This window comes from Adhaeribacter swui (assembly GCF_014217805.1).
In the GTDB taxonomy this organism is placed as follows: Bacteria; Bacteroidota; Bacteroidia; order Cytophagales; family Hymenobacteraceae; genus Adhaeribacter; species Adhaeribacter swui.
The window spans coordinates 627558-652143 of record NZ_CP055156.1; the positions used below are offsets into that span (position 1 = coordinate 627558).

Here is a 24586-nt window from a genome sequence, read left to right on the forward strand (position 1 = left end):
ACTATTCATTTTAAGTTCAGGTAAATAATTTATAGATATCGTTGCCGAAGGCATAAACCATTAAGCCCAGCAAGAGTACCATGCCTACTTTCTGCGCATTCTCTAAAAACTTATCCGAAGGCTTTTGTCCTGTAACCATTTCGTAGGTCAGGAACATGACGTGTCCACCATCCAAAGCCGGAATGGGTAGTAAATTCATAAATGCCAGAACCATGGAAAGCATGCCCACCAACGACCAAAACATAACCCACGAACCACCAAATAAACTGGCAATACCAATGGGGCCACTTACCGCATTGCTGGCTTTAATTTCGCCGCGGAAGATTTTAGCAAAGCCTTTTATGTTTAATACAATTACATTAAAAGCTTTTTGCGTACCCAGCGGAATAGATTCTGCCAGGGAATATTGCCGGGTATTATAGTTTAGTAAGCTTTTTACTTCAATACCTAATTGCCCTTTTTTATTTACCGGCACTTGTAAAGTAACATCCTGGTTATCTCTTTTTACAACCACGTTAATTACCTTACCTACATTGCTTTGCAACGCCTTTTGAAACTCGTGGTAGTACTGCACCGGTTGCCCGGCCACCTGCACAATTTTGTCACCTGTTTTTAAACCAGCCTTAATCGCGGATTCTTTCTTAACCCCAATAATGGCAAACGGGCTTCGCTCTACCGCAATGGGTTCATTTTTCTTAGTAATTTCGTCGAGTAAATTGGCCGGCGGTACTATATCTAACAAATTACCGTCGCGGTTAATGGTGTAAGTAATTTTGTTGCTGCCGAGCAATATATCCGGGTTGTTGATTTCATCAAACTCTTTTACCGCTTTGCCATTAACCTTAACTATTTTGTCACCATCTTTTAACCCTATTTGCTTACCTACCTCGGTTGCTACGATACCGTATTTGGCATCATCAGCCAGCAAATACCGTTCGCCGTTAAAGTAAAGCAGTAAAATAAAGATAATAATACCCGCTAGCACGTTTACAATAACACCGCCTAACATTACAATCAGGCGTTGCCAGGCGGGTTTCGCTCTAAACTCGTAAGGTTTGGGCGGCTCGTTTAACGCGTTGGTATCCAAAGATTCGTCTACCATCCCGGAAATTTTTACGAACCCGCCTAAGGGCACGGCGCCAATCATGTACTCCGTTTCGCCGATTTGCTTCCCGATGATTTTAGGCGGAAAGCCAATGGCGTATTTTTCCACGCGCATGCCAAACCACTTGGCCGTTAACATGTGACCAAACTCGTGGATGGCCACTAAAAAGGATAACCCCAGAAGAAACTGGGCTACCGTAATAAAAAAATCTAAAATTTCTGGTGCTGAGAATTGCATTTAAAAATATTTAAAAAATTCCGTTGGCTTCTGTATTCACTAATAATCAGGAAACAAGAACCTGTTCGAAAAACAAATTTAGGGTTTTAAAGTTACAATTTAATCATTTCCTGCGCTATCCGTCGTGTTTCCTGGTCGGTGGCTACGTAATCGGTAAGTGCCGGATGAGCAATATAAGCAACTTTTGCCAGACAACTTTCTATTATATCCGACATTTGCAAAAAACCTATTTTGTTATCCAGGAAAGCACTAACGGCGACTTCGTTAGCTGCATTTAAAATACAGGCGGCATTGCCCCCTTGCTCCATAGCGGCAAACGCCAATGCCAGGTTCCGAAAAGTTTCCAAGTTGGGCTTCTCGAAGGTGAGTTGCGGGTAATCGACGAAGTTAAAACGGGGGAAATTGTTTTTTAGTCTATTGGGATAACTTAAGGCGTACTGAATCGGTAATTTCATATCGGGTAAACCCAGTTGCGCTTTTAATGAACCATCCTGAAACTGCACCAGCGAGTGCACAATCGACTGCGGGTGCACAATTACTTCAATCTGTTGATTTTGTAAATGAAACAACCACTTGGCTTCGATTACCTCCAAGCCTTTGTTCATGAGCGAAGCCGAATCGATGGTAATTTTAGCGCCCATGTCCCAGTTAGGATGCTTTAAAGCTTGTTCCCGGGTTACGGTGCTTAAATACTGGCGATCTTTGCCCCGGAACGGTCCACCGGAAGCGGTAAGAATAATTTTCTCGATGGGATTATGAAACTCTCCTGCCAAACACTGGAAAATAGCGCTGTGCTCCGAATCGACGGGGTAAATGTTAACGCCTTTTTCCCGGGCTAAGTCGGTAATTAACTGGCCCGCTACAACCAAGGTTTCTTTATTGGCCAGGGCAATATTTTTACCAGCTTCAATGGCTTTTATGGTAGGCTCTAAACCCGAATAACCTACCATGGCGGTTAATACCACATCAATGGTATCCATTTGCACTACGCTTTTCAGGGCGTTTTTGCCGGCGTACACTTTTATATTGTGGGGGTCAAGCGCATCGAAAACCTGGTCGTATAATTCTTCGCGGCAGATAACTACCACGTTGGGTTTTACCTGTAAAGCTTGCTGAATGAGCAGATCAGCGTTGTTGTTGGCGGTAAGTACTTCTACTTCAAACGCGTCTGGTTGAGCCTGAATTACTTCTAAGGCTTGGGTGCCTATGGAACCAGTAGAACCTAATACCGCTATTCTTTTTTTCAATTTACCTGTATAGTTAAATAATGCTATTTTTTAAATTTTCATGCGCTGCAACGCGTCGGCAATGGTCCGGTCATTGCTTAAACGGGGTACTTTGTTTTGTCCGCCTAGTTTTCCTAAATCTTTCATGTAGCGCTGAAAAGCATCCGGCGGCAAAGCGGTTAGTTTCAGCGGGGCCAGAATATTGCCGGCAATTAAGTCGTCGTAATACACGTTAAGCTGCCGCAGTTGGCTATCCAGCTCCAGTTGGAAGGCTGTTGCATCGTGCGGTGGACGGGCAAAGGCAATAAACCATTCGTGGTACGATTTACCAGCCGTTTGACTTACGTAAGGCGCTACCGTAAATTCTACCACCTCTACTTCTGTAAATTTTTGCATGGTGTTACGCAAAGCTTTTTCTACTTCTTCGCCGATAACGTGCTCGCCAAAAGCCGAAATAAAATGCTTGATACGCCCGCTCACGATTACTTTGTAGGGATTGGTAGACGTAAATTTTACCGTATCGCCAATGGAGTAGCTCCACAGCCCGGCATTGCTGCTCACCACCAAAGCATAATTTACCCCCGTTTCTACTTCCGAAATGGTTAAGCGTTGTGGGTTTTCATCGTAATATTCGCTGGCTGGTATAAATTCGTAGAAAATACCGGAATTGAGCAACAGCAACATGCCCGGATCGTCTTGCTCGTTTTGGTAAGCAAAAAAACCTTCCGAAGCCGGAAATAACTCAATCGAATCTATGGGTTTGCCGATGCTTTCGATGAGCTTAGCCCGGTATGGCTCAAAGTTTACGCCGCCGTATACAAACAAAGAAAAATCCGGAAATACGTCTTTAATTTTCTTACCTGTAAGAGCGGTAATTTTATCGAAATACATTTGTACCCAGGGCGGAATACCCGAAATCAGGGTCATGCGCTGGTTAATGGTTTCGGCAATAATGGCATCCAGCTTTGTTTCCCAATCGTCGATGCAGTTGGTTTGGTAGCTTGGCAATTGGTTGCGCCGCAAATAAGCCGGCACGTGGTGGTTAGCAATACCCGACAAGCGTCCGGTTTTAACGCCACCTACTTCGTCGAGCTCCGGACTACCCGATAAGAAAATTAATTTACCGTCCAGAAAAGTAGATTTACCCGTTTGGTGTACGTACGCTAATAAGGCATCGCGGGCACCGTTAATGTGGTTCGATATAGAATCGCGGGTAATGGGTATATATTTGGTACCCGAAGTAGTACCCGAGGTTTTAGCAAAATAAATAGGTTTACCCGGCCACAACACGTTAGATTCGCCTTTTTTTACTTTTTCAAAGTAAGGCTTTAAACCCTCGTAGTCCCGGACGGGTACGGCTTGGATATAATCGGAGTGGCTCCGGATATCTTTAAAATGATGATCACGGCCAAATACCGTTTGCCCGCTTTGCTGGATTAAATTTTTAAAAATTTTCTGTTGCGCCAGCGCGGGTTGTTGTATCCAGGCTTGGTTACGCTGGTGTATGTAGGCGGCAAATGGTTTACTTAAAGCAGCTTTTAAACCCATAGATCACGTGAAACGCTTAGCGGATGGTAAAGGTAATTATATTAGCTGGTAGTTGTAATGCCTGGTTCGTAGTTTTTAACCAACTTTGCCCGCACTGCGTACTCCAGGAATCGGGATTACTCCCGGGGTTGACGCTCGTATACACCTTGGCAATCTTATTTATTTTAAGTAAATCGCGTAATAAAGCACTAAACCTATCAAATTTTAAAACTATGGCATTTACAACTGGTAAAGCTGTCTGGAACGGCGGCTTAAAAAACGGCAATGGTACGGTATCTACCGAGAGTGGGGCCTTAAATACACCTTACTCCTTCCGGACCCGTTTCGAAAACGACCCGAATGGAACAAACCCGGAGGAATTAATCGGCGCTGCTTTGGCAGCTTGTTATTCTATGTTCCTGAGTAGTTTGCTCGAACAAGCCGGTAGCCCCGCTACCGCAATTAATACCTCGGCTAAAGTAAACTTAGGCAGCAAAGATGGCGGTCCGTTTGTTACCCGCATTGATGTGGTAACCGAAGCCGAAGTACCCGGCTTAAGCGACAGCGATTTTCAGGAGCACGCTCAAAAAGCCAAAAAAGGCTGCCCTATTTCGCAGGCCTTGGGCGGCGTGCCGGATATTACCTTAAAAGCGTCTTTAAAAAGCGCATAAACTTATTGCTAGCGGCCCTGCTTGGGGCCGCTACTTTCTTATTGGTAACTTAAAATTATTCTATGAAATCATTGGTACGCGTAGGATTGCGGCCGTCCCGGAATGCCCGTATTTCGTTTGGGGTGCAATTGGCTTTAGTTTTTTTCTGGATTATTTACGCCTTATTTCTATTATTTACCGAAAGCCCTACGAACGACAGCCACTTTTTTCATTACGTATTTCTGACCTTTGCCATTGGCTACCTGGTGTATATTCTGGCGCAAAACACCCCTGTATTTGGCACACAATCGTACTTTGAAATTACTCCCGATTATATTGTTTTGAAGCGCGGACATTTCCGGCCTAAAACGGTTTACTCTTTCGAAGAACTAGCCCACCTGCACATTGCCCCCTTGGCCTTGCGGCTGCTCCTGAAAAACGGCGAAAAGCATGTTATTGATTTAAAGATCATCAGCCGTCGTAGAAATTTAAAAAAAATTAAAGAGCAACTTCATATTATGGCCCTGAAGTTTGATTTTGCTATCACCGAAGGGCAAATTCCTACCAGTGATCTTAAGTAAAACTGCACGAAGTAGCTATTCCGGCATATTGCTACCGAAAGCAAGTCGCGCTGGATTTTTAAATTTTTAAAATTTAGGGCAGATTGTACCGGATGGAGAAAGTCGAACAGCCAGATTTTTCATCTGGCCTTCTTAGCTTATCTTAGCAAAATTAGCCGGCTAAAGCCAGATACAAAATCCGGATACTTACCAGAATTACCAGCACGCCCACTAGTATCATCAGACTTTTAACCGGCAGTTTTTTCGACATATTGGCTGCAATGGGCGCTGCAATTACGCCGCCCAAAATTAAGCCCGCAATAATCTGCCAGTGGTGGATGCCAATCATAGTAAAAAAAGTAAGGGAGCTGGCCAGCGCAATAAAAAACTCGGCCAGGTTAACAGAGCCAATGGTAAAACGGGGCGAATGGCCGCCGGCAATTAACGTAGAAGACACAATCGGGCCCCAGCCTCCACCCCCAACGGAATCCATAAAACCACCAAAAACCGCTAATGGGGGTATTAATTTTTCTTTTAACTTCTTCCGGTTGGGCTTAAAAGCTTTTATTATGATTAATACACCCAGAACCAGGGTATAACCGGCCACTATTGGTTTCATAATATAATTGTAATCTTCCAGGGACGATAAAATATAGGCTCCCAAACCGGCCCCGATTACACCCGGAATTAATAGCGAAGTAAATAGCTTGCGGTTTACATTTTTCAATTTTAAATGCATGAGCCCCGAAGCGCCACTGGTAAAAACTTCGGAAGCGTGTACGCTGGCACTGGCCGCCGCGGGCGTAATGCCCACCGAAAGTAAAAAAGTAGTAGACGTGAGGCCATAAGCCATACCCAAAGCGCCATCTACCATTTGGGCAATAAAACCACCCAGCATGTACAAGAAAAACTCCGAAGTGAGATTTTGCGCCAGCCAGTTATACACCGTAGTAGACTGTGGCAATGGCACCTGGCTAATAAACAGCAATGTTACGCCCACTGCCGCCGCTAAACCTAAATAACGCCAAAGCTGGTTTTTACTTTTCTCTGGCTTTTCAGTTGAACTCATAGCATCTGGTAAAATAGCCGTAATCGCATTTTTATTTTCGGTTGGGTTTTCGCTGGAAGAATGAGTGGGTAGCATATAAAATAAATTAGCGGGTATAAAAGCTATTAAAGCAAACCAGAATAATGTCCGATTTTAAGGAATGATGCGATTTACGGTGCAGGCGGTGCTTGCCAAATAACTAATTTTTTAAAATTTTTAGATTTTGCACCTATGTAATGGCTTAAACCAGATTATCAGAATTTATATTACCCTTTCTCCGGATTTTGCCATAAAAAGAGCAGGCAGCGCTAATAACTGGCACATAAAAAAAGTAGCGGTGCCCGAATTGGTTTGCCGCTACTTTTTAAAAATACTTACAAGTTAGGCTGCGGGGTAGTACGCAGGTACGGTTTAATTACCGTGTGCCCTTTCGGGAATTTAGCCGGAATATCTTCGGTGGCAATTGCCGGTACCACAATCACATCCTGACCGTGTTCCCAGTTGGCCGGCGTAGAAACGCTGTAATTAGCTGTTAGCTGCAAAGAGTCAATTACCCGCAGAATTTCGGCAAAGTTGCGCCCCGTAGAAGCCGGATACGTTAAGGTTAACTTAATTTTTTTATCCGGACCAATCACAAACACCGAACGGACGGTAGCGGTATCGCTGGCGTTCGGGTGTATCATGTCGTACAAATTAGCAATCTCTTTAGTGGGGTCCGCAATTAGCGGGAAGTTTACCGTAGTATCCTGCGTTTCGTTTATATCGTTAATCCAACCAGCATGCGAATCTAAAGGGTCTACGCTAATGGCAATTACTTTGGTATTACGTTTATCAAATTCGTCTTTAATCCGCGCTACCGCTCCTAGTTCCGTAGTACAAACCGGGGTATAATCGCGCGGGTGCGAAAATAAAACACCCCAGCTATCGCCCAGCCATTCATGAAAATGGATAACGCCTTCCGACGTTTCTGCTGTAAAATCGGGAGCTACATCCCCTAATCGTAAAACCATAATTTTTATTTATTTAAGGTAAAACAAAGGTTTAAAGTGTGGGTGATTATTTAAAATTCCCCGGATTAAAGGTATCACTTTCCGGAAAAATGTTAAATAAATTTAAATTTATATCAACCCACCTGTTTTAAAATTTAAAAAATCTTTAAAAACTTTCTACCACCTACTAATTTATCAACCAGCTACTTACTCCGGTATTTGCATTATGCTGTTTGTTTTCGCAGCAGGTAAGTTTCGAGGTAATTTACCGGTTTTATATTTTCAAAAACAATACTGAGTTCTTGCTCCAGTTCGGGTAAACGGCTCTCTGCCACGCGCACTTTTAACAATTGATGCTCCGGATCTACTTCGGCGGAATGGTGCAGAAAATAACTTTTCCGCAGCAAGGTTTCGGTAAACAAGGTAAATGCTTCCGGATCGGTCGAAAACCGGAATGTTAAACTTTCGCCAAAAGAACTAGGTTTACCTGCCGGGGCTGCGCCAGTAGCAGCTTCGGGTACTGCATAATCCGTTTTTTTGGAGTGCAAAAACTTTATAAGTGCCACCGAGTTGCGCACCTGGGCCCGCAACGATTTGGTAAGTTTTTGCAACTCTAATAAAAGGTTGTTTTTAAGTACCGTAACTTTGGGCTTTGCTGGCGTAGTCATCAGAACCGAAATAATTTCTGCGGCAGCCGCCGGATACGTACGTGGTTTTGGAAAAGAACTCCGGTTATTAACTCCGGAAACAAGGGTATTGGAATATAAAGAAGTAATTGCTTTCATGCGGCAAAGGTTTTAAAGTAGAAAAATAGTTTTAACTCATTACAGCCAGCACCGTTATTCTACTTCGGCCCGGCAGCTAGCTACAACAACAATGCATGTAACAGCTTTGCATCTTAAAATTTTTCATATTGCTCTTGGTACTTCTTTAACTTATAAAACCAACAATCCTGTATTTTGTTCCGAAATAATTTTTCAGTAAATCTAATTATTTATTTAATAATCCATCAATCGTTAAAGCTACATAATATAAGCCCCCAATGGTAGGACCGGCTGCGTATTGGATGTACCGTTGGTTAAAGATATTGGCTCCACCGGCTTTAATGGTAGTATTTACTTTAGGTACCCGGTAAGTTACCTGCGCATCAAAAGTATGGTAAGCGGGTACAGTTCCGTTAGCTAAAGGGCTCTCCCACAAGAAAGAATCCTGCCACTTCCACACCACGTTAAAACCTACATTTTTAATTACCTCGCGGTTACCCAGCGATACGTTGGTAATAAACTTAGGCGTATTAAAGCCGGTTACAAATACGTCTCTTTCGTTATTGGTTTTAATATTATTATAGTTTACGTTACCGGCTAAGGTAAATTTCTGATAAAAGTTGTAGGTAATTCCTAAAGACGAACCGTAGTTATTGTAGGTGTTTTTGGCGTTGGTATAAACCCGGTACCGGGTTTGTTTACTGCGGTTAGCGGCTAACATGTCGGTAACGGCGGCATCCGTTCCTATCCGGCCGGAAGCCGGAACCGCCACTTCTACCTGCCCCAGGAACCCGCTGTACTCGTTGGTATACGCATCAATATCCACTACTAATTTATTATCTAGCAATACGCTTTTATAGCCAATTTCAAAAGAGTTAATACGCTCAGGTTGGGTCGGCGACAGGTTAGTTACTTCCAGCAAGGCGCGGTTTTTTAAAGCCGCATCGTTGGCAGTTAAGCCCGCGGTTACATCTTTATTCACGGCCGCATTAAAAGCATTTACCGAGTTTAAAGTATACGAATTATCTAAGTAACCTAAACCTTCGTTGATGTATGACAAGCCACCCACGCGCCGCACGTTACCGTTATTTACGTAAGACAAAGCCTCAAACAAGGACGGGAACCGGAAACCATTCTGGAACGAAGCCCGGAAGTTATGTTGATCGGATAAGGTATAAACGGCGGCAATCCGCGGGTTAAGTTTCGGATCAAATTCCGGGTTGTAATCCAGGCGCAACGAACCGAATAATTTTAATTTATTGTCGAAAAAGGTTTTAGTTACCTGGCCAAAACCACCAATTTTTTTGTAATACACGTTATTGCCACCGGGCAAAGTTCTTTCTTCGATGGGCCGCGAAAAGTCGACAAAGTTGTTACCATCCGGAATAATTTCGTACAAACGGGCATCCAGACCAACCAATACATTCACGAATTTAATTTTATCAGCGAAATCATACTGGGCATCGGCGTGATACAAGCGACTCATTTGCTTTAACCAGGCGCCGCCGGTAGCGGGTGCACCCGCGATTACTGCCCCGTGATCCCAGTTGTTGATGCTCCGGATGGTATTTTTTAAATTTTCGAAAGCGGGCGTACCGGGTTCCGGCCGTCCTTGGTCGGCTGCTTGCCGCGCAATTTGCATCGCCGAAGCTAAGGGAGTACCGTTATTTAATTCGTTTTGCAGTGCTGTTTTAAACTTGTTGCCCCATATCTGGTTGGTACCACCACCCGTAATATCCAGGTTATCTACCATGGGCTTTACGTTGTAAGAATCGCCGGTATTTTCTATGGAAGCGTAACCGCGGATAAAGTAATTAGTACCTTTCAACTCTAAGCGGTGGTTTTGTACCCGCACGTTATCTAGTTGTATTTTATTTCCTCTTTGAAAAACCCCGTCCATTTTACCAATGCGGTAACCATAAGATAATTCGGCGTTTTCGTTTAAGCGGTAGTGTAAAGCCGCATCAAATTTTAAATTATCTACAATGGGGCTTACCACATCGCGCTCCCAGTAACCGGTGCGGCGCACCAAAAAACTTTGGTTTTTACCCTGATATTGTACACCACTTAAAGTAACAGCATTGTTGTTTTCGTCGCCGTACTTGTTCCAGGCATCGTAAGCTGGGTTATTAGCTCCCGCCAGTTCCGGAAAGTTAGGATTAGCCGTGTTTAAATTGTTTGGGTTTTGATCGGTAGTAGTGTTCGAGCGCCAATCGGTACCGCGCATGTAGCTCCCGTTAATTTTAAAAGCCCACTTGTTGTTAAAAGCTTTTGCGTAACGGATCGCCGTTTCAGTTAATATACTTGGGTCGTGATCAATGCCATCTACGTGGTTTACGCCGGTTTTCTGGTACACGCTTAAGCCCTGGTGCAGGAAAGGACTTTTGGTAATTAAGTTAGCCATCCCGTTAATCGCGTTCATGCCGTACAAAGCCGAAGCAGCACCAGGCGTAATTTCTACGCTGGCAATATCCAGTTCGGTAGGTCCAATGGCATTCCCCAGTGGTACCCCCAAAGTAGCGGCCTGCATATCAACCCCATCTACCAATTGCATAAACCGGAAGTTATTCGGGATATTAAACCCGCGGGTATTCGGCACTTTAAACGTTAAGCTGGAAGTGGTCATCTGCACCCCTTTTACGTTTTCCAAGGCATCGTAAAAACTTGGTGCCGGCGTTTCTCTAATCGCCCGGATATCTAGCTTTTCAATGGCTACCGGCGACTTTAAGATACTTTCTTCTACCCGCGAAGCGGTAATTACCACTTCTTTCCCCAACACGGTTTGCGTAACCATAGATACATTTAACTTGGAGCCTACCCCCGTTACTTGAAATTCTTGCTGCTGAAAGCCGACTGAAGAAAATACCAAGGTAAACGGAAAACGCAGCCGGGTACGCAAAGCAAAATCACCAGCGTTATTGGTTACAGTTCCGGTAACGGTGCCCTTTACGTAAACACTTACCCCAGGCAAAGGCTCTTTTGCTTCCTGGTCGGTAACCTGACCCGTAATTTCAATAATATTGTTTTCCTGGCCATAGGTTGATAAAACGGCTACCAGCAAGGTATAAAGGAGTAAAAAAGTTTTTTTCATGAATTAAAAAGAAGTTGGATGGGGAATGGGTACAAATAAGATTATGATTTGAGCTGATTTAAGTTAGCATCCTGATTTCAGTGGAAATCAACAAAAAGATTACGCCTACCGCATCGAAATTATTCCGGGGCTTTGCGAGCAACTACAACAGCAATTCAGATTTTCAAACATTGTCTATAGAATCAATAGACAAATTAAGTAAGAAGTTTTGAAAGTGGCAAATTATTTTTTTAAGCCAGCAAGGTATTTATTCTTTCCAGGTCGGTTAAATAAGTAGTATCCAGAATGTTGGCGGTAGCATCCCGCACTTTTTTCATCACAATCCGGATTTCGCAGGTTACTTCGTCTACGCATTCGTCGCACTTCCGGTAGTACAAATGGCTCACGCAGGGAATAGGTGCCAATGGGCCATCAATCATGCGGATAACGTTGCCTACGGAAATTTGAGAAGGATCTTTTACTAAAGCGTAACCGCCGTTTTTACCGCGGGTACTTTGCAGCAAGCCTTGGGTTTTTAGGTCAACCAGAATGGCTTCCAAGAACTTACGGGGAATACGTTCCCGCTCGGAAATATCCGAAATAAGAATGAGGCCTTTGTCGGCGTTTTTAGTGAGGTATAATAAGGCTTTAAGGGCGTATTTCGCTTTTTTTGAAAGCATAATAGTTTTTAAATCCGGCTGTTAACCGGTTTTCACTTTAAATTTCTTTTGTAATTCTTGTATCGATGCTTTAAACTTTTTGTCTGTATCAATCAAATCCGAAACCGTTTGCACCGAGTGAATTACCGTGCTGTGGTCCCGGCCACCAAAATGGTAACCAATCGATTTTAAAGAATGGCTGGTAAACTCTTTGGCAAAATACATCGCCACCTGACGCGCCGTTACAATTTCTTTTTTCCGGGTTTTGGCTTTTAACGAATCCAGAGTTACATCAAAATATTCAGCCACCGTTTTTTGAATAAAATCCAGATTTACCTCGGTTTCAACGTCTTCAATGATGTGCTTTAAAGCGTTTTTGGCTAACTCCAGATCAATCTCTTTCCGATTCAAAGACGACTGGGCAATTAACGAAATAAGTACGCCTTCCAGTTCCCGTACGTTGGTGTCCACGGAATAAGCCAAGTACTCGATTACGTTGTTTGGAATATCAATGCCGTCGGCCTGCATCTTTTTTTGAATAATGGCCATGCGGGTTTCAAAATCCGGACTTTGTAAATCGGCAGTTAAACCCCACTTAAACCGGGATAATAAACGCTCTTCCAAACCTTTTAACTTAGGCGGTGCGCAATCCGAGGTCATCACGATTTGCTTACCGGACTGGTGCAGGTGGTTAAAAATGTGGAAGAACATTTCCTGGGTTTTTTCCTTGCCACTTAAGAACTGCACGTCATCAATAATCAGGATATCTACCAGTAAGTAAAAATTAGCAAAATCCTGAACGGTGTTGGTTTTTAAAGATTCAATAAACTGATTGACGAACTTTTCCGAGGAAACGTACAGTACAAATTTTTCGGGCCAGGTACTTTTAATGTGGTTACCAATGGCGTGCACCAAATGTGTTTTGCCTAAACCTACGCCGCCGTAAACCATTAAAGGGTTAAACGAAGTAGTACCGGGCTTAGCCGCTACCGCATAACCCGCCGAACGAGCTAACCGATTGCAATCGCCCTCAATGTAATTATCGAAGTTATACGAACCATTTAGCTGCGAATTAAAAAAATTGCGGTCAATGGTTTTGGAATCGAAGGGATTTTTTAAAAAATGCTGCTCCGGCTGGTACGAATTAGAGATGGCCGTGGGTATTTTTTTGGTCGGGATATTTACCGTTTGGGGTTTATTAAAATCATTACCCCGGTCCACGATAATCGAATATTCCAGGCGACCTTCGTTGCCGAGTTCCTGGTAAATAACTTTTTTGAGCAGACTTACATAGTGCTCTTCCAGCCACTCATAAAAAAACTGACTAGGCACCTGGATCGTCAGTACGTTGTCTTTCAGCAACAAGGGCACAATAGGCTCGAACCACGTTTTGTAGCTCTGCTCCCCTATGCTATCCTTTATTACCTGCAGACAGTTTTTCCAAACCGTCGTACAGTCTTTAATCATGAAAGTCACTACTCCTTACGTTATTATCCTAACAATATACCGGCACCCAATAATTTTTTGAGGGCTACAAAAATCTAAAAAAAAAAGGTAACAAAAAATTATTTATTTACGAACTTATTACAGGCTTACCCACGGGTAAAACCGTAGCAGCAACGTTTATTTTTTGCTTGTTTTTTTTATTAAAAGTAAAATCCATTCGGCCTAAGTTAATTCCGGCCCAGCCTACCTGATTAATGAGCGTTTCATGCCCGTTGCTATGGTTGATTTTTTCGGGTGCTTCCATAAAAGTGTGCGTGTGCCCGCCTAAAATTAAATCGATACCGGGTACTTGTTGCGCTAATTTGCGGTCGTCTATTTTAGCCGTATCGTATTTATAACCTAAGTGCGATAAGCAAATAACCAGGTTACACTTTTCTTTTTCGCGTAGTTGTTTAACCATATCGGCGGCGCGTTGCACCGGATCGAGGTAAACCGTAGCACCATAGTTTTTTTTATCTACCAGTCCGGCCAGTTCAATGCCCAAGCCAAACACCCCAATTTTAATGTCTTCTTTTTTAAAAATCTGGTAAGGCCGAAAACGGTCTTTTAATATGGTATTGCTGAAATCGTAGTTAGCGGATAAAAAAGAAAAACCAGCGTTGGGTAACTGGCGCTGCAAACCTTCCAGGCCGTTGTCAAAATCGTGATTGCCAAACGTAGTGGCATCGTAGCGCATCTGGGTCATGAGTTTATACTCCAGCTCGCCGCCAAAAAAATTAAAATACGGGGTTCCCTGAAATATGTCTCCGGAATCGAGCAGCAATACGTTTTTTTCCTGCTGCCTTATTTGATTAATTAAGGTGGCCCGCCGGGCCATGCCGCCTAAACCGCCGTTGGTTCGTCCATCGTTGGGGAACGGATCAATGCGGGAATGCATGTCGTTGGTGTGCAGAATAGTCAGGTTTACCGTACCGGCGGCCCATACTTCTTCGGGCCAGGCTAATAAGCCGGCTGCTGCTACGCCAACGGATGTTTTTTTTAAAAATTCACGTCTGTTCATTCTCGCGACGTTGTTAAAATGTTTAATCTATTCCGTCAATCCCGAAACTGAATATCGTTCCTTAATACCAGCCTCGCTCCGCAAAGATTAGCGCTAATCAAAATTTTAAAAAATCAACTTTCCAACCTTTCAACTTTCTAACCTTCCCACTAAAGAACTTTCACCCGGCCTTCCACGCGGGCTTCCACGGGTTTTCCTTGGGCTGTTAGTTGCTGAATGTGTTTAATTATAGCATCGCGCAGCAAAATACCGGCTTTTTCGGTTTTTACTGCTTCTTTCAGAAAGCCTAAATTATCGCCGCCGTTGGCCAGGTAATCCGAAATAGCAACCGTGTAGGTCTGTTGTTTATCAAAAGGTTTACCACCGATTAAAATGTTAATGGCCTGATCGTTTTGAATAGAAAAGGTAGCGCCCGAAAGAGCTAATATTTTTTTACTCGCCCCAAACTGAAACAACTTTTCGACGGTGGAACCAGACAAGGTTAGTACCAGCAATTCATTCTCGAAGGGCATTAATTCAAAAACATCGCCTACGGTTATGTTGCCCTGCGGAATAATATAACGCAAACCACCCCGGGTCATTAATCCCATATCAATCGGTCGGCCCAACAATGCCGCTGCTTGGCTCCGTTGCAAATCGGCTACAAAATTACCCAACGATGATTCTATTGGTTCAGCTTTTAATTCGGTGGGGGCCTGGCCAATTACTTCGTGCATGCGCTGCTCTACCTTTTGGCGATAAGGCGCAATGGTGGCTTCTGAAGCCGCATCGGCAGCTACGCTCGCGTTAACTGGTACGCGGGCTTCGGGTCGTAACTGAGCCGAGGGTTGCCAGGTACGTTGGCATGATACCAGTAAAATAACAAAAACGAGGTTCTGGAAGAAAGCCCCTAAGCCAAGGTAACGCATTAACTCATTTTAAAGTAAGAGAGGTAAGATACATTTTTGCGCTTCCGAAAGCAAGCTGGGTTCCGTAAAAAACCTGTTCCATCCGCTTGGCGCTGCCCGGCTAATTACCTGAAAACAAAATTTTTAAATTTTTAAAAATTTGATTATCAACAAAGTAAACCCCAATAAACTATTTTTTAAAAATCACAGATTAGCCAGTAAATTCTGCAGGCTTTTCGCGTTGGTAATGGCGCTGCCCATAATGGTATTATTAAAAAACACCCATACTTCTTTGCCGTCGAGTAACCAATCATTTATCATAAAAGCGTAACGTTCCAGCTTTTCGTCAGAATACAGTGACGAGTACAAGCGCTCATCGCCGTGCAGGCGCAGGTAAACAGTTTCGGTGGTGGTAGTTTCGAGGCTCGGGAAACGCTTACCGGCGCTGGCAATAACAAAGGTAATATCATAATCGCGTAGCAAATCCAAAGATTCTTCGGTAAACCAGGAAACATGGCGGGCTTCCAGCGCAAATTTTACCTGCGGATACTGCTGGCGCAGCAAACGGTAAAAGCTTTCGGCTGTGGGCCGGTCGAACCGGAAACTTGCGGCAATCTGAATTAGAATAACGCCTAAACGTTCGCCCATTAAGAGGTACCGGCCCATAAACTTTTGTAATAACTCTGCGCTATCGTCGAACTTACGTTTGTGGGTTATTTCCTGGTTTAACTTGGCACAAAATTTAAAATTGGGCGGAGTTTGCTCCAGCCATTTCTGAATGGTTTTTTCCATCGTAAAATGATAGAAACTGCTGTTTATTTCGGTGCAGTTAAAGTGCTGCGCGAAGTAGTTTAAATAATCTGCCGATTTCAGGTCTTCGGGGTAAAACAAGCCCTTCCAACGATAACTCCACCCCGAAGTGCCAATATGTAATCTATCCATTAATATTCCAGAATTTAAAATATTTTAAAATTTTACTTCGTCCCAAAGTGTGACTTTAAACTATAGCCCAAACTTTAATCGATTTTGGGGTTTACTTTTAAAACCGCTCCTACGTTGCTATAAAGCCTATTTCATAAGTAAATCGCTATTATTTTGTATTTATAGGGTAACAATTTGTGCTATACGGATATTTATACTAAACGAAGCGCCTAAAGCAAATGGTTCGTGTAGCCTTTATATTGAATGGTTTTGCCAGCACTGTTCCTTTAATCAGCCATTTTCGCTTAGCGCCGCACCAGGTGGCAGGTAAGTCTTACTAGTTCTAATTTCTTACATTTTAAAAGCACATCAACGTGCCCAAATCTGGCATAAGGGCACATGATTAATGTGCCGGCAAAGAAGAGGCAAGCGTAGTGTAATAGTTGTTTTATGATAGAGGGTAACAACATAAACCAGGATGGCGGTAAATGGAAGGAAGCTTTTTATCGGGCTTATAAGAAAAAGGATTACCTGACTGCCGAAAAAATATATCTTTCTCAGGAAAAATACGAGAATGGCATTTCTGATGTTCACGCCGCTTACCGGTTGCTCAAGCAATTAGACCATGCGCGAATCGTTATTATTTTAGCAACGGTAGCCTTTATTTTAACTTGCTTCATGGGCATAACCCGATGTGTTTCTTAAAAATCCAATACGCCAAGGCTCTAATACCACCTGTACCTGTTTCCCTCAAAACTAAGATTAGAATTGACCTGGTAATTTCTACCGGCCTCAGCCCCAAATAAACCCCGAAAGCGCCAACGGGTTAAGCTACTATCGGCCAAAAATTCAGATGTTTACTTGCTTGTTATAAAGCACCGCAATTTAATATAAGGCATTTATTGAAAGGCTTTTTTTATAAACAAGATTCTCGGAAAATCTTTCTGCCGGCACCTTCTTTTAAATAACGGAACCTGCCCCCACAAAACATACTGCTCCGGTTTGTGGTATTATTAATGTATCTTTACTACCGTAACAAATCTGTATTACATGCCTGAATTACCGCAGTCATCCGCTTTTTTCCCGGAATTTAAATCAGCTACAGCTGCCGATTGGGCCGAAAAAGTACGGCAAGATTTAAAAGGAGAAAACCCAGACCATTTGCAATGGAATACCCCGGAAGGCATTCTAATTAAACCTTGCTATCATCCGGAAGATCTGGCGGCTTTGCCTGTTGCGCATTGGGAGCCGGAGTCATTTCCTTTTGTTCGCGGCTCCAAAACTACTTCTAACCACTGGGACCTTATTCAAACCATAGCGGTAGACCAAGATTTTACGGGCGCTGTGGATAAAGGGGCGTTAGCTTTAAGCCAGGGAGCCACTGGTTTACACTTTGTTCTGAAGCAGGCCAAAACAATTGATCTGGCCTACCTGGGTCAGCGGATAGACCTTACCCGAACTTTCGTTAGTTTTACTTTAAAAGGGCAACCTGCCGCGTTTTTAACGGAGTACCTGCACCAGTTGCAGGCACAAGGTATATCCTCGCAACAAGTAAAAGGCTTTATTAATTATAAACCCGATACTACCCAGGAAAACTATACGAGCAACTATTTTGATGAACTAAGCCATTTGCTGCAGCTTGCCCCTGACAGTCCCAAGTTTCATGTACTAAGTATAAACGGTACCCGTTTTGCCACGGCGGGCGGCACTATTGTTCAGGAAATTGCCTATACCATTGGCGTAGCCGTAACTTATTTAGATGCCTTAACCGAGCGAGGTTTTGCACCCGAAACAGTTGCCCGACATATCCATTTGCAACTAGGGGTGGGCACCAATTATTTTTTTGAAATTGCAAAACTACGGGCTATAAGGTTATTATGGGCTACCATCATAAAAAGCTACGGCCTGGCTCCGGAGATAGCGGCTAATTTACGCCTGCACAGCCAAACTTCGCGGTGGTATCAAACTACTTTTGACCCGCACGTTAATTTATTACGCACCACCACCGAAGCCATGGCCGCAGTGATAGGGGGTTGCGATAGCTTGTGCATTGCCCCTTTTGATAGTACCATCCGGCCAGAAAACCACTTCTCGGAGCGCTTAGCCCGTAATATCTCCTTCATTTTAAAAGAAGAAGCGTACCTGCACCAAAGTATTGATCCGGCGGGTGGGTCATATTACCTCGAATCTTTAACGCAACAATTAGCTGAAGAAGCCTGGCAATTATTTCAGGAAACGGAAAAACAGGGCGGCTTTGCTACCGCGTGGCAAAACCACATTATTCAGGATGCTTTAAATGCGGTGGCGCAGCAAAAATTTAAAAAAATTGCTTCGGGGGAAGAGGTTTTAGTGGGTACTAACAAGTTTATTAATCCCCAGGAAAAGTTTGATTACGACCCCGAAGAGTTAATTCAAAGCAAATACTTTGATACCGCCCGGGCAGCTTATTCTTTAGAAGTAATGCGCTTTGCCGTGGAACTGCATTACCAGAAACGGCGGCAAAAACCCAAGGCCGTAGTAATATCTATCGGCGATTCCATTCAGCGGCATATTAATGCTTCTTTCGCAAAAGAGTTTTTTGGTTGCGCTGGCTTTCAAACCGAAGTGCAGCATTTTGATTCGGTTCCGGAAGCAACCGAAGCTTTACAATCCATGTCAGGCCAGGTAATTGTACTGTCGTCTTCAAACGAAGAATACCAGTCGTTTGCGCAACAGCTTGGCCCCGCGCTGCAAAATCATAAAGATAAAACCGCGCTTATTCTGGCTGCCAACCCGTACCACATGAAAGCTGAGCTAAAAGCGCAAGGTTTCGATGAATTTATTTTTGAGGGCTGCGATACGGCCTCCATTGTTAGCCGCATTCAAGAACGGCTTCAGAAAGAATAACCAGTTTTAGCTTATAAAGGATAACCTGATTTATCGACGAAAGAAGCTGTTTTGGCCATCGCTACTTTATCACCAAGTACTCGTGTTGGTTCGGTAATTTCGATTATTACAGTTTGTTTACTGGGGAGCGTGGCGTAAGAAAAGTTTTTTAAAGAATCTAACAACGCGGCAGAAAAATAAACATACCCGGCAAGCAGTAAAAAGATAAATTTCATAGTTTTTAATTTTCAGGACCATTTTTATTTTAACTTCAACCAGTTTCATCCAAGGCTCATACCAAACCTATTCACTATTTTCTAATCAATAGTTTATCTATTAAAATATTTAAGAAGATTGTCCGGTTTTAGCGCAGCTTGTTCACGAATGGAACACTTTTTAAAAAATGGCCGGTTTTGAACAATTAAGAATCAGCTTATAGGTTTTACCTTTTTTAATTTTTTAAATTTATTGCTTGTTGCAAAAGAAGAAGGGTAGATTTATCTGTTCTGCCAAAACAGTAGTCCGTCAATCCTTTATTTTTAACGCCCGAACCTCGTTTGCTTGGCAGAACACTAACTTTTATAAGTAAAAGCCAGTAAAAACTTTACTTTTTCACTTTAATGAATTACCGACCGTGAAGCCCGATTTTTTAAAAATTTCTTTAGCTAGTTCTGATTATTCGTCTAAAATGGCTCAATCGACAGGCAACACCTGGAAAACGGCCGAACAAATTCCGCTGCAGCATTATTATACTGCCGCCGATATGGCGGAATTAGAACATCTGGGTTTTACGGCGGGCCTTCCCCCCTATTTGCGCGGACCTTATGCCACTATGTATGTGCGCAGCCCCTGGACCATCCGGCAATACGCGGGTTTTTCTACAGCCGAAGAAAGCAATGCTTTTTACCGCCGCAACCTGGCGGGCGGCCAAAAAGGTTTATCTGTAGCTTTTGATTTAGCCACCCACCGCGGCTACGACTCCGATCACCCGCGGGTAGTGGGCGATGTGGGCAAAGCCGGTGTAGCCATTGATTCGGTACTGGACATGAAAACTCTCTTCGACCAGATTCCCCTGGACCAAATGAGCGTTTCCATGACGATGAACGGCGCCGTGTTGCCCATTATGGCTTTTTACATTGTAGCCGCCGAAGAACAAGGCGTAAAACCCGAGCAACTGAGCGGCACCATCCAGAATGATATTTTAAAAGAATTTATGGTTCGGAACACCTACATTTACCCGCCCGAACCCAGTATGCGCATTGTAGCCGATATTTTTGCTTTTACGGCCCAGCGAATGCCTAAATTTAATTCCATCAGCATCAGCGGATACCACATGCACGAAGCCGGCGCTACCGCCGCCCAGGAATTGGCTTACACCTTAGCTGATGGCCTAGAATACGTGCGTACAGGTTTAAACGCTGGCTTAGCTATCGACCAGTTTGCACCCCGTTTATCTTTTTTCTGGGCTATCGGCATGAACCACTTCATGGAAATTGCCAAGCTTCGGGCGGGTCGTTTGTTATGGGCTAAGCTCATGCAGCAGTTTCATCCGAAAAACAAAAAATCACTGATGCTGCGGGCGCACTGCCAAACTTCCGGCTGGAGTTTAACCGAACAAGATCCGTTTAATAATGTGGCCCGCACTACCGTAGAAGCCTTAGCCGCCGCCTTGGGCGGCACCCAAAGTTTACATACCAACGCCCTCGACGAAGCCATTGCCTTACCCACCGATTTTTCGGCCCGTATTGCCCGCAATACCCAGTTATACCTGCAACACGAAACCCATATTACCAAAGTAGTAGATCCGTGGGGCGGTTCTTATTACGTAGAAATGCTCACGCACCAGCTAGTGCACAAAGCCTGGGAACTTATAACCGAAGTAGAAGAACTGGGTGGTATGGCTAAAGCGATAGCCACCGGATTACCTAAAATGCGCATTGAAGAAGCGGCTGCCCGACGTCAGGCCCGGATTGATTCGGGCAAAGATGTAATTGTGGGCGTTAATAAATACCGTCCTGAAAAAGATGAACACCCCCTCGAAGTCCGGGATATTGATAATACTGCCGTACGGGAAGCCCAGCTCAAACGTTTGGCACAACTTAAAGCCAAACGTGATAACACCTTAGTAGAAGCTGCTTTACAGGCATTAACCAAGGCAGCACAAAACAACACCGGAAATTTATTGGAACTAGCTGTGGAAGCTGCCCGTAAACGAGCTACCTTAGGCGAAATATCCAACGCTTTAGAACAAATATACAGACGACACAAAGCAGTGATCAGAGCTATTTCAGGGATTTACGCTACCGAACTTTCGGATGACGAAAATTTTAAAAAAGCCAAAGAACTGGCCGACCACTTTGCCCAATTAGATGGTCGCCGGCCCCGCATTATGGTGGCCAAAATGGGTCAGGATGGGCACGACCGGGGCTCTAAAGTAATTGCCACTTCCTTCGCCGATTTAGGTTTTGATGTAGATATTGCACCGCTTTTTCAAACACCCCAGGAAGTAGCCCGGCAAGCCGCCGAAAACGACGTGCATGTGGTTGGTGTGAGCAGTTTAGCTGCCGGCCATAAAACCTTAATCCCGCAATTAATCTCGGAACTTAAAGCCTTAGGCCGGGAGGATATCTTGGTAATTGCCGGCGGCGTTATTCCGGTTCAGGATTATCAGTTTTTAACGGATGCCGGAGTAGTAGGAATTTTTGGGCCGGGCACGGTTATCAGCGTTGCTGCTCAGCAAATTTTAGAAAAGTTAATACACGAACTAAATGCCGGATAATATTAATTTAGATTTAAACGAACTGTTTGTACATATACCGGAGGCCTTAGTTGCCATTGCCCCGGATTACACGGTTTTAGCTGCCACTAATAACTACTTAAGCCTGGTATTGCGTAGCCGGGAGGCGCTAATCGGTAAAAATTTGCTCGAAGCTTTTCCGGACAGCCCCAATAATGCCGACTCTAAAAACAGATCGTTGTTGCGGCAATCCATTGATAAAACCTTTCAGGAAAAAAAAGTTATTTATTTTGATGTACTCCGCTACGATATAGCCCGGCCTCAAGCCGAAGGTGGCGGCTTTGAAACCCGGTATTGGGAAGCGTCGCATACGCCCGTACTAAATCAAGATGGCGAAGTAAAATACATTATCCGGCGCACCACCAACGTTACCGAACGCGAACTGGCCAAGCTGGCGCACCAGGAAACCGAAAATAAATTTAAATTTATGACCGATACGGTGCCGCAGCTCATTCATACCGCGGACACGCACGGCAACGTAACCTACGTGAACCAGCGCTGGCTCGATTATACCGGGTTATCCGAAGCCGATTTACTGGGCAGCGGCTGGAGAAACACGTTTCACCCGGATGATTTAATTGCCGTGGAAAAAAAGATGCACGGTGCTTTGCCTGCCAACCAGGAATTTCAGTCTGAGGTTCGCATCCGGAACAAAGCGGGCTATTACCGGTGGCACGTGGTCAAAAGCTTACCTCTCGTTAATTTGCAAGGCAATGTGCACATGCGGGTAGGCAGCAACACCGACATTCACGATACCAAATTGATGGTGCAGGAATTACTGGCCAGCAACGAACAAATGGCTGCCTTATCCGACCAGGTACAATTGGCCTTTCAGAAAGCCGAAACCGAAAGAACTACTTTAGAACGGCTGATTATGCAAGCACCGGCCTTTTTCTGCATTTTAAAAAGTCCGGCGCACCGCTACGAAATGGTTAACCCGCAATACCAGAAATTATTTCCTAACCGCGACTTGCTGCACAAAACTGTGGCCGAAGCGCTCCCCGAAGTGGTAGAACAAGGCTTTCTTCAGATTCTGGATAAGGTTTACCAAACCGGCCAGGATTACGTGGCACAAAAAGTTCCTATAAAAATAGGTCGCAATAATGCCCACGAGTTGGAACAAATTTACATCAACTTTACTTATCAGGCTATCTACAACGAAAATGAAGAAATAACCGGTATTTTGGTGTTTGGTTACGAAGTAACTCAGGAAGTGCTGTTCCGGCAAAAACTACAAGAACTAGGTTACCCGCTTAACGAAATTAACTTGTCCCATAATGCTTAACGCCTCCGCATGAATTTAGCTGAAATCGATTTTCAACAGCTACGCATTAAGCATATCCTCTACAAATCCAAGATCCGGTCGGTGCTTTATGTTAATAACGGCGAGTACGATGCATCGTTGTTTTCATCAAACAGCCCGATAAATACCTGGTTTAACGAAATTGGCTTAAAAAAATACCGGCATGAACCGGGGCTGCTTCCGCTATTAACGTTGCAACAAGACATGGATGCCACCGCCCGGCAATTATTTAACCTGTATAAAGCCGGCAAAATTGATTTGGCCCAACAAGGACTAAGCACCATCGAAGAAAAATCGGAGAAGTTTATTGCATTGGTTTCGCAGCTAGAAAAAACTCTGAAAGATTAGATAATTCTATTTTAAAAATTTTCCTAAGTAGCGAATCCACATTTCACCGTTAGCAAATATTTAAAGGAAATTTCCGTCAACAATCCGAAAGTTTCCGTATATTTACTTAAACTTTGATTTAACTTGATTATGTATGCTCCTTTAGAAGTAGCGGCCGATTTATTTGTGGTGCAGGATGAATTAGCCCTAGTAAGCAAAGCGCAGGAAGGGATTGAGGCTTTGTATTTTGAAAATCTACTGAAACACGCTGGGTTCCGAAAAAATGAGTTAGCTAATCTGGTTGGAATAGACTCGAAAACAGTAGATAATTACCGGAAATCGCAGAAAAAATTTACCCGCGACGCAGCCGAAAAATTGTTAAAGCTGCATCGTTTATTTGCTCTAGGTGATGATTTATTTGGTTCTACTGCCGAGTTTATGGATTGGCTGGCTATTCCTTCGCCGGGTTTAAATAACCAAAGTCCGTTGTCGCTTTTACATTCCGTTTCGGGGATAACGGAAGTAGAAAAGCAATTACTCCGGTTGGCGCACGGCTACGCGGCTTAAGCAGTAGCCAATGGAAGTTTACCGCATTGTTTTCGAAAAGTTTGCTGATAAGTTGTACGCGCCTGGTTTTTCGGGCCGTTGGAACTACGAAGGTGAATTTGTAATATACGCTGCCTCCAGCCGCTCTTTAGCTTCCATGGAAAACATGGTACATAAAATGGGCCAAGGCGTGCTTGGTACGCGGTTTACGGTTATGGTATTGGATATTCCGGATACCATACCGGTTCAAACTATCACGCCGGAAACATTGCCCAATAGCTGGAAACTGGCCAGCAGCTACGCCGAAACGCAACCCTTGGGCTCGGAGTGGTACCGGGCAGGCGAAACTTTGCTGTTAAAAGTACCTTCGGCTGTAGTACCCACCGAATACAACTTCGTAATTAATGCACGCCACCCAGACTTTACTCAAATACAAATTAAAAGCCGGGAACCCTTCACGTACGATTACCGCTTTGTAACCATGGATAAAGAACTGGTGCACAGACAGAAGAGAAGCTGATTAATCTTAGCCAGATAAAATTACAAAGCAGTTTTTCAATTAATTTTAATTACAAAGTATACCCCGCCTTATACGCGTT

The 24586-nt window shown here is 43.8% G+C and carries 22 protein-coding genes; 9 read left to right on the forward strand and 13 right to left on the reverse strand.

From position 1 onward, the window contains the following. Positions 1-16 precede the first annotated feature (16 nt). The 3 genes from rseP to HUW51_RS03775 form a co-directional block, all read right to left on the reverse strand. Positions 17-1342 (reverse strand): RIP metalloprotease RseP, encoded by a 1326-nt coding sequence (gene rseP / locus HUW51_RS03765; RefSeq protein ID WP_185272661.1) that lies wholly within the window; start codon positions 1340-1342, stop codon positions 17-19. A 92-nt stretch (positions 1343-1434) separates the two neighbouring features. Next, complete coding sequence (locus tag HUW51_RS03770) at positions 1435-2589, reverse strand: 1-deoxy-D-xylulose-5-phosphate reductoisomerase (RefSeq protein WP_185272662.1); 1155 nt, start codon at positions 2587-2589, stop codon at positions 1435-1437. A 30-nt stretch (positions 2590-2619) separates the two neighbouring features. Beyond that, complete coding sequence (locus HUW51_RS03775; protein ID WP_185272663.1) at positions 2620-4116, reverse strand: GH3 auxin-responsive promoter family protein; 1497 nt, start codon at positions 4114-4116, stop codon at positions 2620-2622. A 212-nt stretch (positions 4117-4328) separates the two neighbouring features. Between HUW51_RS03775 and HUW51_RS03780 the strand changes: the two genes are divergently transcribed. Together HUW51_RS03780 and HUW51_RS03785 are read left to right on the forward strand one after the other, a co-directional pair. Then, positions 4329-4766 (forward strand): OsmC family protein, encoded by a 438-nt coding sequence (locus HUW51_RS03780; RefSeq protein ID WP_185272664.1) that lies wholly within the window; start codon positions 4329-4331, stop codon positions 4764-4766. A gap of 62 nt (positions 4767-4828) precedes the next feature. Beyond that, entirely contained in the window at positions 4829-5326 is a 498-nt protein-coding gene (locus tag HUW51_RS03785) for a hypothetical protein (RefSeq protein WP_185272665.1), read from the forward strand. Positions 5327-5477: 151 nt separating this feature from the next. Here HUW51_RS03785 and HUW51_RS03790 read toward each other — a convergent pair whose 3' ends face one another. The 9 genes from HUW51_RS03790 to HUW51_RS03830 all read right to left on the reverse strand — a co-directional run bounded on the left by HUW51_RS03790 (position 5478) and on the right by HUW51_RS03830 (position 16170). Next, a complete protein-coding gene (locus HUW51_RS03790; protein WP_185272666.1) occupies positions 5478-6449 on the reverse strand; it encodes a sulfite exporter TauE/SafE family protein in 972 nt (323 codons plus the stop codon). Positions 6450-6727: 278 nt separating this feature from the next. Continuing rightward, positions 6728-7363 (reverse strand): peroxiredoxin, encoded by a 636-nt coding sequence (locus tag HUW51_RS03795; RefSeq protein WP_185272667.1) that lies wholly within the window; start codon positions 7361-7363, stop codon positions 6728-6730. A gap of 203 nt (positions 7364-7566) precedes the next feature. Then, complete coding sequence (locus HUW51_RS03800; RefSeq protein WP_185272668.1) at positions 7567-8127, reverse strand: hypothetical protein; 561 nt, start codon at positions 8125-8127, stop codon at positions 7567-7569. Between the two features lie 205 nt (positions 8128-8332). After that, positions 8333-11197: a TonB-dependent receptor gene (locus HUW51_RS03805; protein ID WP_185272669.1), complete on the reverse strand. Its 2865-nt coding sequence runs from the start codon at positions 11195-11197 to the stop codon at positions 8333-8335. A 230-nt stretch (positions 11198-11427) separates the two neighbouring features. Further along, complete coding sequence (locus tag HUW51_RS03810) at positions 11428-11856, reverse strand: RrF2 family transcriptional regulator (protein WP_185272670.1); 429 nt, start codon at positions 11854-11856, stop codon at positions 11428-11430. 21 nt (positions 11857-11877) lie between these two features. After that, on the reverse strand, positions 11878-13302 hold the full coding sequence (gene dnaA / locus HUW51_RS03815) for a chromosomal replication initiator protein DnaA (protein ID WP_185272671.1): 1425 nt from the start codon (positions 13300-13302) through the stop codon (positions 11878-11880). 106 nt (positions 13303-13408) lie between these two features. Beyond that, the gene (locus HUW51_RS03820) at positions 13409-14341 is read right to left on the reverse strand and encodes a metallophosphoesterase (RefSeq protein WP_185272672.1); all 933 of its coding nucleotides are present in this window, start codon (positions 14339-14341) and stop codon (positions 13409-13411) included. A gap of 149 nt (positions 14342-14490) precedes the next feature. Further along, positions 14491-15249, reverse strand: a complete 759-nt coding sequence (locus HUW51_RS03825; protein WP_185272673.1) for a 5'-nucleotidase C-terminal domain-containing protein — start codon at positions 15247-15249, stop codon at positions 14491-14493. A 183-nt stretch (positions 15250-15432) separates the two neighbouring features. Continuing rightward, a complete protein-coding gene (locus HUW51_RS03830) occupies positions 15433-16170 on the reverse strand; it encodes a DUF72 domain-containing protein (RefSeq protein WP_185272674.1) in 738 nt (245 codons plus the stop codon). 429 nt (positions 16171-16599) lie between these two features. On the opposite strand from HUW51_RS03830, the gene HUW51_RS03835 reads away from it, so the two are divergent. Together HUW51_RS03835 and HUW51_RS03840 are read left to right on the forward strand one after the other, a co-directional pair. After that, a complete protein-coding gene (locus tag HUW51_RS03835) occupies positions 16600-16854 on the forward strand; it encodes a hypothetical protein (protein WP_185272675.1) in 255 nt (84 codons plus the stop codon). Positions 16855-17199: 345 nt separating this feature from the next. Next, entirely contained in the window at positions 17200-19035 is a 1836-nt protein-coding gene (locus HUW51_RS03840; RefSeq protein WP_185272676.1) for a methylmalonyl-CoA mutase family protein, read from the forward strand. 11 nt (positions 19036-19046) lie between these two features. On the opposite strand, the gene HUW51_RS03845 is transcribed toward HUW51_RS03840, so the two are convergent. Next, entirely contained in the window at positions 19047-19250 is a 204-nt protein-coding gene (locus tag HUW51_RS03845; protein WP_185272677.1) for a hypothetical protein, read from the reverse strand. A gap of 398 nt (positions 19251-19648) precedes the next feature. Between HUW51_RS03845 and scpA the strand changes: the two genes are divergently transcribed. From scpA to HUW51_RS03870, 5 genes are all read left to right on the forward strand, one after another. Then, positions 19649-21793: a methylmalonyl-CoA mutase gene (gene scpA, locus HUW51_RS03850; protein ID WP_185272678.1), complete on the forward strand. Its 2145-nt coding sequence runs from the start codon at positions 19649-19651 to the stop codon at positions 21791-21793. Continuing rightward, positions 21783-23096, forward strand: coding sequence for a PAS domain-containing protein (locus HUW51_RS03855; protein WP_185272679.1), 1314 nt, complete (start codon positions 21783-21785; stop codon positions 23094-23096). Before scpA ends, HUW51_RS03855 begins: the two co-directional genes overlap by 11 nt. 9 nt (positions 23097-23105) lie before the next feature. Then, the gene (locus HUW51_RS03860) at positions 23106-23462 is read left to right on the forward strand and encodes a histidine kinase (RefSeq protein WP_185272680.1); all 357 of its coding nucleotides are present in this window, start codon (positions 23106-23108) and stop codon (positions 23460-23462) included. A 129-nt stretch (positions 23463-23591) separates the two neighbouring features. Continuing rightward, positions 23592-24008 carry a type II RES/Xre toxin-antitoxin system antitoxin gene (gene parS / locus HUW51_RS03865; protein WP_185272681.1) on the forward strand — a complete coding sequence of 139 codons (417 nt, stop codon included), beginning with the start codon at positions 23592-23594 and terminating at the stop codon, positions 24006-24008. A gap of 10 nt (positions 24009-24018) precedes the next feature. Then, positions 24019-24507: an RES family NAD+ phosphorylase gene (locus HUW51_RS03870; protein ID WP_185272682.1), complete on the forward strand. Its 489-nt coding sequence runs from the start codon at positions 24019-24021 to the stop codon at positions 24505-24507. Positions 24508-24586: the final 79 nt, after the last annotated feature.

Coding starts and splice junctions, on each gene's coding strand:
- rseP (WP_185272661.1), bottom strand. CDS start 1,342: ATGCAATTCTCAGCACCAGAAATTTTAGATTTTTTTATTACGGTAGCC.
- HUW51_RS03775 (WP_185272663.1), bottom strand. CDS start 4,116: ATGGGTTTAAAAGCTGCTTTAAGTAAACCATTTGCCGCCTACATACAC.
- HUW51_RS03780 (WP_185272664.1), top strand. CDS start 4,329: ATGGCATTTACAACTGGTAAAGCTGTCTGGAACGGCGGCTTAAAAAAC.
- HUW51_RS03785 (WP_185272665.1), top strand. CDS start 4,829: ATGAAATCATTGGTACGCGTAGGATTGCGGCCGTCCCGGAATGCCCGT.
- HUW51_RS03790 (WP_185272666.1), bottom strand. CDS start 6,449: ATGCTACCCACTCATTCTTCCAGCGAAAACCCAACCGAAAATAAAAAT.
- HUW51_RS03795 (WP_185272667.1), bottom strand. CDS start 7,363: ATGGTTTTACGATTAGGGGATGTAGCTCCCGATTTTACAGCAGAAACG.
- HUW51_RS03800 (WP_185272668.1), bottom strand. CDS start 8,127: ATGAAAGCAATTACTTCTTTATATTCCAATACCCTTGTTTCCGGAGTT.
- HUW51_RS03805 (WP_185272669.1), bottom strand. CDS start 11,197: ATGAAAAAAACTTTTTTACTCCTTTATACCTTGCTGGTAGCCGTTTTA.
- HUW51_RS03810 (WP_185272670.1), bottom strand. CDS start 11,856: ATGCTTTCAAAAAAAGCGAAATACGCCCTTAAAGCCTTATTATACCTC.
- dnaA (WP_185272671.1), bottom strand. CDS start 13,302: ATGATTAAAGACTGTACGACGGTTTGGAAAAACTGTCTGCAGGTAATA.
- HUW51_RS03820 (WP_185272672.1), bottom strand. CDS start 14,341: ATGAACAGACGTGAATTTTTAAAAAAAACATCCGTTGGCGTAGCAGCA.
- HUW51_RS03825 (WP_185272673.1), bottom strand. CDS start 15,249: ATGCGTTACCTTGGCTTAGGGGCTTTCTTCCAGAACCTCGTTTTTGTT.
- HUW51_RS03830 (WP_185272674.1), bottom strand. CDS start 16,170: ATGGATAGATTACATATTGGCACTTCGGGGTGGAGTTATCGTTGGAAG.
- HUW51_RS03835 (WP_185272675.1), top strand. CDS start 16,600: ATGATAGAGGGTAACAACATAAACCAGGATGGCGGTAAATGGAAGGAA.
- HUW51_RS03840 (WP_185272676.1), top strand. CDS start 17,200: ATGCCTGAATTACCGCAGTCATCCGCTTTTTTCCCGGAATTTAAATCA.
- HUW51_RS03845 (WP_185272677.1), bottom strand. CDS start 19,250: ATGAAATTTATCTTTTTACTGCTTGCCGGGTATGTTTATTTTTCTGCC.
- HUW51_RS03855 (WP_185272679.1), top strand. CDS start 21,783: ATGCCGGATAATATTAATTTAGATTTAAACGAACTGTTTGTACATATA.
- HUW51_RS03860 (WP_185272680.1), top strand. CDS start 23,106: ATGAATTTAGCTGAAATCGATTTTCAACAGCTACGCATTAAGCATATC.
- parS (WP_185272681.1), top strand. CDS start 23,592: ATGTATGCTCCTTTAGAAGTAGCGGCCGATTTATTTGTGGTGCAGGAT.
- HUW51_RS03870 (WP_185272682.1), top strand. CDS start 24,019: ATGGAAGTTTACCGCATTGTTTTCGAAAAGTTTGCTGATAAGTTGTAC.